Here is a 6389-nt window from a genome sequence, read left to right on the forward strand (position 1 = left end):
GCTGGCCCCTCTCGAAGGCGCTTTTCGGCCGCGCCGCGGGCGGTGGCGGCGGCTTTCCGCGCCCGTGCAGCATGGTGGTCGCGGCGTCCGCGAGCGCCTTTCTTTGGCGTCGTTGATCTCGGCGCCTTCCAGGGCTTCCAGCCGGGCGATCTCGTCCAGCGGCAGGTCGGTGAACAGGCGCAGGAAGCGGCCCACGTCGGCGTCGTCGGCGTTGCGCCAGAACTGCCAGTAATCGTACGGCGACAGCTGGTCGGCGTTCAGCCAGATGGCCCCCTGGCCCGTCTTGCCCATCTTGCCGCCCGAGGCGGTGGTCAAGAGCGGCGTCGTCAGGCCGAAGGCGGCCTTCTGATCCACGCGCCGCACCAGATCGACGCCGGAGGTGATGTTCCCCCACTGGTCCGATCCACCCATCTGCAAGGTGACGCCGTGGCTGCGGTTCAGCTCCAGGAAGTCCACCGACTGCATCAGCATGTAGTTGAACTCGAGGAAGGTCATCGGCTGCTCGCGCTCGAGGCGCAGCTTCACCGAGTCGAACGCCAGCATCCGGTTGACCGTGAAGTGGGTCCCGAAGTCGCGCAGGAACTGGATGTAGCCGAACTTCGATAGCCAGGCGTCGTTATCGACCATCACCGCGTCGGTCGGGCCGTCGCCGAAGGTCAGGAAGCGGGCGAAGACCCGCTGGATGCCGGCGATGTTGGCCTGGATCGTCGCGTCGGTCAGCTGCGGGCGCGAGGCGTCCTTGCCGGTGGGGTCGCCGACCTTGGTCGTGCCGCCGCCCATCAGGACGACGGGCTTGTGGCCGGCCTGCTGGAGCCGGCGCAGCATCATGATCTGGATCAGGCTGCCGACGTGAAGCGAGGGCGCGGTGGCGTCGAAGCCGATGTAGGCCGTGACGATCCCGGAGGCCGCCGCTTCGTCCAACTCGGCCGGATGGGTGATCTGGTGAATGTAGCCGCGGTCCTGGAGCGTGCGCAGGAAGTCGGACTTGAAGGCGGGATCGGTCATGGACGAAGGCGTCTGGCGAGGAAGGGGAGCCGCGTGTAGCACGGGTGCATGCAAGGGCGAACCGCAACGACGCGAACAGTGACGCTGACGCCTCATCCGACGTCGCCGCCAAGTCCTGTCGAGGCGCTGCGGGTCGAGGTTGACGCGAGCGGGCCGGACCTGCGGCTCGTGTTTGTCGCCGAGGGCGACATTGGATCACTCGATTGGAAAGATGGAGGCGTCCCGGGAAGAGCGGAGGAGCTCTGGCGCCACACCTGCTTCGAGGCTTTCGTTGCGGGCGGCGAAGGGTATGTTGAGTTCAACCTCGCGGTGGAGGGACAGTGGGCCAGCTACCACTTCAGCGCCTATCGTGAAGGCATGCGGTTGGCGGAGGAGACGGCGACGCCGCCTGTGGCGTCCGGCTGGGGGTACGACGGGATCCTGATCGTCGAGAGCTGGTTGCGGCTGCCGCCTGGCGCTTCACGTCTGGGCTTGTCGGCCGTGCTGGAAGCCAAGGACGGAACCATCTCCTACTGGGCGCTCGCCCATCCGTCAGATAAGCCCGACTTTCATCACCCCGACTCCTTCGTGTTGGAGCTTCCATGAAGTTCGGTCTCGACCGTCTGCTGTCCAATCCCTCCCTGAGCGCGCCGTTGAAGGGGCGGCGGGTGGCGCTGGTGGCCCATCCGGCGTCGACGACGCAGGACCTGACCCATGCGGTCGACGCCCTGGCGGCGCACCCGGACATCGAGCTGACCGCCGCCTTCGGGCCGCAGCACGGGATGAAGGGCGACCTGCAGGACAACATGATGGAGAGCCCGGACTACACCGATCCGGTCCACGGCATCCCCGTCTTCAGCCTGTACGGCGAGGTCCGGCGGCCGCGGGGCCAGTGGATGAACACCTTCGACGTGGTGCTGATCGACCTGCAGGACGTCGGCTGCCGCATCTACACCTTCGTGACGACGCTGCTGTACATGCTCGAGGCCGCCGCCGAGCACGGCAAGGAGGTCTGGGTGCTGGACCGGCCCAATCCCGCCGGACGCCCCGTCGAAGGCACGATCCTGCGGCCGGGCTGGGAGAGCTTCGTGGGCGCCGGCCCGATGCCGATGCGGCACGGGATGACGCTGGGCGAGATGGGCCTGTGGTTCATCGACCACTTCAAGCTGGACGTCGCCTATCGCGTGATCGAGATGCAGGGCTGGGAGCCCGAGGCGGGGCCGGGCTACGGCTGGCCGCTGAGCGAACGGAGCTGGATCAATCCCAGCCCCAACGCGCCCAACGTCTCGATGACCCGCGCCTACGCCGGGACGGTGATGCTGGAGGGCGCGACGCTGTCGGAGGGGCGGGGCACGACCCGGCCGCTGGAGCTGTTCGGGGCGCCCGACATCGACGCCCGGGCCGTGATCGCCGAGATGCGGGCCTTCGCGCCGCAGTGGCTGAAGGGCTGCGCGCTGCGCGACATGTGGTTCGAGCCGACCTTCCACAAGCACGTCGGCCAGCTGTGCTCGGGCGTGCAGATCCACGTCGACGACCCGGCCTACGACCACCAGGCGTTCCGGCCGTGGCGGGTGCAGGCCCTGGGCTTCAAGGCGATCCGGCGGCTGTATCCGGCCTACGACCTGTGGCGGGACTTCCCGTACGAGTACGCGTTCGGGAAGCTGCCGATCGACGTGATCAACGGCTCGCCGCTGCTGCGCGAATGGGTGGACGCGCCCGCATCGACGGCGGACAACCTGGACGCGCTGGCGACGCCGGATGAGGCGGCCTGGATCGAGGCCCGGAAGCCGTTCCTGCTGTACCGATGACGGGCGCCTCCCAACGCCTGATCGGGGTGCCTGCGGACTGGCGGCCGGGGCGATGTGGGGGTTGGTCTTCCTGGCGCCCAAGGTCGCGCCGGAGGCGTCGCCGCTGCTGATGAGCGCGGGCCGCTACCTGGCCTACGGGGTGATCGCGGCCCTGCTGGTCGCGCCGCGCTGGCGGGCGGTGACGGGCCTGCTGGACGGCCCGGCCTGGCGGGCGCTGATCTGGCTGAGCCTGGCGGGCAACATCGTCTACTATCTGTTCCTGGTGGTCAGCGTGCATTTCGCGGGCGTGGCGGCCTCGGCCCTGATCGTCGGCATGGTGCCGGTGGTGGTCGCCCTGTGGGGCCTTCGCGACCGGGACGCGCCGCCGCTGCACCGCACGGCGCCGCCGATCGCGCTGGCCGCCGTCGCGGTCGGCTGATCGGATGGGAGGCGGTCGGCCGCGGCTCGGGCCCAGGGGAGGGGGGCGACGCCTGGACGACGCTGATCGGCCTGGGCTGCGCGCTGGGAGCCCTGTTGTCCTGGTCGGCCTACGCGGTGGGAAACAGCCGCTGGATGGCGCGCCTGCCCCGGGTGAGCGCCCACGACTGGTCCCTGCTGACCGGGGTCGTCACCGGCGCCCTGGCCCTGGCGCTGGCGATTCCTGCCGCGCTGACCGGGGGCGAGGCGTCGGGCGAAGCCTGGCTGCGGTTGGCGGGGGTCAGCGTGGGCGTGGCCCTGCTGGCCTCGATCGTTGGCAACGCCTTCTGGAACCAGGCCAGCCGGCTGCTGCCGCTGACCATGCTGGGCCAGATGATCGTCTTCGAGACCCTGTTCGCCTTCCTGTACGGCTATGTGTGGGAGCGGCGCCTGCCGACGGGGCTGGAGCTGTGCGCCGTCGCCCTGATGATCGTCAGCGTGGCGTGGTGCGTGCGAGCGCATCGGCCGGCGGCGGAAGGGGCCGAGAAGATCGCCGGCGGATGAGAGGGCGGTCCGAGGGCCAGGCGATTGCACGAAAAAACACCGTACAACGCGTGCAACGGGTGCAATCGCCGGCCGAGCGGCGAAGGCCCCGGTCAAGGCCCTGAAGAGCCCGAAGCGCTCGGCGCCCTCTCGTCATCCCGGGACGCGCCGCTGGGCCCCGCTTCGCCGGGTGATGAAAGAAGGCGAGCAGGGATGGGCGAGTTCGGTTGTCAAAGACCAGAACCCGCACTCTGGCATGATGTTACGTCAGAATCGGACGTCCTTTCCGTCCTAAGCAGGTTGACGTCGCCTGTTCGGGGAACAATGAATTGGGTCATCGATGAGAGCGGCCGAACCAGGCCTCCGGACCGGAGTTCGACAGATGCCCTTCTCCGCCGTCGCGGCGACTACCGTCCTCGCCGCCCTGTTCCAGTTCGCCGCGCCGAGTCAGCCTTTCCGAGACCTTGGAGCCGGACGGTACAGCCTGATGGATGGCGTGGTCACGATCTCGGCCCCAGCCGGATCGAGCGTTTCGTCCCCTGAGGCCTCGCCTAGCCATGTCGAAGTGCTGGTGACCCTGCCTCATCGGCAGAGCGACGGCTCGCAAGTCTCCTGCGTCTACACCCTCAATCGCTACTTCTCGGGCGCTTCGCTTAGGGCCGATCTCTATCGCGGCGTTCGCCAAGACCTCCTCTCCCAGATCCCTGATGCGCCGGATGTCGAGGACCTGGAAGAGATGACGGCGGACGTGGCCGTCTACCAGAGAGCGGGAGACCGGCGGCGCGCTGATGGCCGGATATTCAGCGTCCGCATGTCGGGGGGTGCGTTCGTCTTGGGCGCGGACGCGTTCACGCTGAAGAAGGTGTGCGGGTCGACCGCCGGGATGAGCACGTTGAACGCGACGTTCACCACCACTTTGGCGCAGGTCAGGAACGTGCCCGCATCGTTCTTCTATGGAGTCCCCTGGTAGGCGCTAGAACCGCCGCGCCATCCCGATCCCGAACTCCATGTCCGGGCTGTCGTCGTTCAGGCCAAAATTCAGGCCGGCTTCTCTTCCAGCCGCTTGTCCAGATAGGCGCCGACGCGGCGGTCGACGGCGTCGATGTGGTCCTGCCAGAAGTGGGTTGCGCCCTCTTCCAGCTCATAGTCGATGACGATCCCTTTTTGAGTGCGCAGCTTGTTGACGACGCGCTCGACCTCGACCGGCGGAACGATGGTGTCGGCCGTGCCGTGCAGGAACAGGCCCGAGGCCGGGCAGGGGGCCAGGAACGAGAAGTCGTACATGTTGGACGGCGGTGAGACCGAGATGAAGCCGTCGGTTTCGGGCCGGCGCATCAAGAGCTGCATGCCGATGTAGGCGCCGAACTGATAGCCGGCGACCCAGGTCTGGGAGGCGGCGGGGTTGTTGGCCTGGAGCCAATCCAGGGCGGTCGCCGCGTCGGCCAGTTCGCCGATGCCCGAGTCGAACTCGCCCTGGGACTTGCCGACGCCGCGGCTGTTGTAGCGCAGGGTCGCGAAGCCGCGCTTGACGAACAGCTGGTACAGGGTCACCGCCACCGGATTGTTCATGTGCCCGCCCGCCTTGGGGTGCGGGTGCAGGATCAGGGCGATCGGCGCGTTCGGGCGCTTGCCCGGAGAATAGCGGCCTTCGATGCGGCCGGACGCGCCGGGCAGGATGACTTCAGGCATGGGCGGTCGAGAATCCCGTGTTCAACTGTCATTTCGCGGCTGCGTAATACTTGACCGCAGGGGTAGGACTTTCTAAGTCCGCCGTGCGCGCCGCCGTCTTTTGAAGGCGCGGGTTCTAGCACAGGACCCCTGAAAAGCGCGCGATTTTTGAGGTGCGCGATGCGTCTTTCGACCAAGGGACGATACGCCGTGATGGCGATGGCCGATCTGGCCAAGAACGGGCAGGCCCAGACCGGCGAGGCCCGGGCCGTGTCGCTGGCCGAGATCGCGGCGCGCCAGGAGATTTCGCTGAGCTATCTGGAGCAGCTGTTCGCGCGACTGAGGAAGAACGGGTTGGTGCAGAGCGTGCGCGGTCCCGGGGGCGGCTACCGCCTGGCCAAGGGCGCGCACGAGACGGTGGTGGCCGAGATCGTGCTGGCCGTGGACGAGCCGATCCGGGCGACGCGCTGCGCCGCCCACGGATCGCCCAAGGGCTGCATGATGGCCGGCGAACGCTGCATCACCCACAATCTGTGGGAGGACCTGGGGGCCGAGATCCACGCCTATCTGGCCGGGGTGTCGCTGGAGGACGTGGTGCATAACCGGACGGGCGCCCGGCGGCGCATGGCGGCGTCCATGGAGGCCGCGGCGTGAGCGTCTATCTGGACTACAACGCCTCGGGCCTGGTTCGTCCGGAAGTTCAGGACCTCATGCAGCCTTGGCCGACAACGGCAATCCGTCGGCGGTGCATGCCGCCGGGCGTCGCGCGCGGGCGCGGATCGAGACCGCGCGGGCCCCAGGTGGCGGACCTCGTCGGGGCCGACCCGACGGCGGTGATCTTCTCGTCCGGCGGGACCGAGTCCAACGCCCAGGCGGTGGTCAGCGCCCTGGCCGGCGGCCTGCGAGCGGCTGATCGTCGGCGCGACCGAGCACCCGTGCGCTGGCCGAGGCGGCCCTGGCCTCGGCGCGCCGGTCCGAGTCGCTGCCGAC

7 protein-coding genes and 2 pseudogenes are annotated in these 6389 nt (G+C 68.5%); 7 read left to right on the forward strand and 2 right to left on the reverse strand.

What is annotated here, in order from left to right; genetic code table 11:
- Positions 1 to 1005: pseudogene (gene tyrS / locus AC2W7C_RS12100) on the reverse strand (tyrosine--tRNA ligase); the annotation flags it as partial.
- Between the two features lie 78 nt (positions 1006 to 1083).
- Here tyrS and AC2W7C_RS12105 point away from each other — a divergent pair.
- From AC2W7C_RS12105 to AC2W7C_RS12125, 5 genes are all read left to right on the forward strand, one after another.
- Positions 1084 to 1590 (forward strand): DOMON-like domain-containing protein, encoded by a 507-nt coding sequence (locus AC2W7C_RS12105; RefSeq protein WP_486001665.1) that lies wholly within the window; start codon positions 1084 to 1086, stop codon positions 1588 to 1590.
- Positions 1587 to 2792, forward strand: coding sequence for an exo-beta-N-acetylmuramidase NamZ family protein (locus tag AC2W7C_RS12110; RefSeq protein ID WP_486001666.1), 1206 nt, complete (start codon positions 1587 to 1589; stop codon positions 2790 to 2792). The genes AC2W7C_RS12105 and AC2W7C_RS12110 overlap by 4 nt, the downstream gene beginning before the upstream one ends.
- Positions 2793 to 2844: 52 nt before the next feature.
- Complete coding sequence (locus AC2W7C_RS12115; protein WP_486001667.1) at positions 2845 to 3210, forward strand: hypothetical protein; 366 nt, start codon at positions 2845 to 2847, stop codon at positions 3208 to 3210.
- A 95-nt stretch (positions 3211 to 3305) separates the two neighbouring features.
- A complete protein-coding gene (locus AC2W7C_RS12120; RefSeq protein ID WP_486001668.1) occupies positions 3306 to 3752 on the forward strand; it encodes a hypothetical protein in 447 nt (148 codons plus the stop codon).
- 361 nt (positions 3753 to 4113) lie between these two features.
- Positions 4114 to 4701: a hypothetical protein gene (locus AC2W7C_RS12125; protein ID WP_486001669.1), complete on the forward strand. Its 588-nt coding sequence runs from the start codon at positions 4114 to 4116 to the stop codon at positions 4699 to 4701.
- A gap of 68 nt (positions 4702 to 4769) precedes the next feature.
- Here AC2W7C_RS12125 and AC2W7C_RS12130 read toward each other — a convergent pair whose 3' ends face one another.
- Positions 4770 to 5420: an alpha/beta hydrolase gene (locus tag AC2W7C_RS12130; protein WP_486001670.1), complete on the reverse strand. Its 651-nt coding sequence runs from the start codon at positions 5418 to 5420 to the stop codon at positions 4770 to 4772.
- Between the two features lie 159 nt (positions 5421 to 5579).
- Here AC2W7C_RS12130 and AC2W7C_RS12135 point away from each other — a divergent pair, with 159 nt between their 5' ends.
- Positions 5580 to 6053 (forward strand): Rrf2 family transcriptional regulator, encoded by a 474-nt coding sequence (locus AC2W7C_RS12135; protein WP_486001671.1) that lies wholly within the window; start codon positions 5580 to 5582, stop codon positions 6051 to 6053.
- Positions 6050 to 6389 (forward strand): annotated as a pseudogene (locus tag AC2W7C_RS12140) (hypothetical protein); the annotation flags it as partial. The gene AC2W7C_RS12135 and the pseudogene AC2W7C_RS12140, both read left to right, overlap by 4 nt.

This window comes from Brevundimonas sp. CURTG3B2_SDJG (assembly GCF_057364705.1).